This is a genomic window from Youngiibacter fragilis 232.1, assembly GCF_000495435.3.
Classification (GTDB): domain Bacteria; phylum Bacillota; class Clostridia; order Clostridiales; family Clostridiaceae; genus Youngiibacter; species Youngiibacter fragilis.
Window position 1 is genome coordinate 1 of sequence record NZ_AXUN02000237.1, and the last position, 774, is coordinate 774.

Annotated in this window: 1 protein-coding gene; it reads left to right on the top strand. The window is 42.8% G+C overall.

Annotated elements, in window-relative coordinates; genetic code table 11:
- On the top strand, window positions 1-668 hold a 668-nt coding region (locus T472_RS18935), incomplete at its 5' end, for an HNH endonuclease (protein WP_023863797.1).
- Window positions 669-774: the final 106 nt, after the last annotated feature.

Here is a 774-nt window from a genome sequence, read left to right on the forward strand (position 1 = left end):
GTCAGCACTGCCATGGCAAATCAAAGGACAGAATATTGAATGTTCATCATAAGGAAAGCCGGAAGACAGGAGGAGACTCTCCCGGTAATCTGGTCACCTTATGCGAGACATGCCATAAGAGCCATCATGCAGGCAGGATAAAGCTTAAGCTTACTCCAAACAAGTCGTACCGTCATGCAAGCTTCATGGGCATCATGAGATGGTATGTTTACAACAGTCTTCAGGAACTGTATCCAGAGGTTTCCATGACCTATGGATACATCACAAAGAACAACCGAATAAATAATAACATTGAAAAGGCCCATAGCGCTGATGCATATTGTATAAGTGGCAACATTAACGCCAAAAGGATCGATGAGATCTACAATCAGGCGTTCAAGAGGAAGCACAACCGACAGATACACAAGGCGAACTTCCTAAAGGGCGGAAAGAAAAAGCTGAATCAGTCTGCATACGAAGTCAAGGGATTCCGCCTGTTTGACCATGTGAGATATAAGGACGAAGAATGCTTCATTTTCGGAAGAAGGTCATCTGGCTATTTTGATTTACGTAAACTGGATGGCTCGGTTGTCCACAGGAGTGCAAGCTTCAAGGAACTTAAACTGCTGAAAAGACAGAATACCATACTAATCGAACGAAACAGGTGTAATGGAGTTCTTCTCTCATGACTGAAGTCACGAGTCTCCGAACTCCAATGTTTATGAATAAATTGGAAGGAGTGATAAACATGACACCGTTACAGGTTACCGTTCCACTAGTACTATGTAACATTTA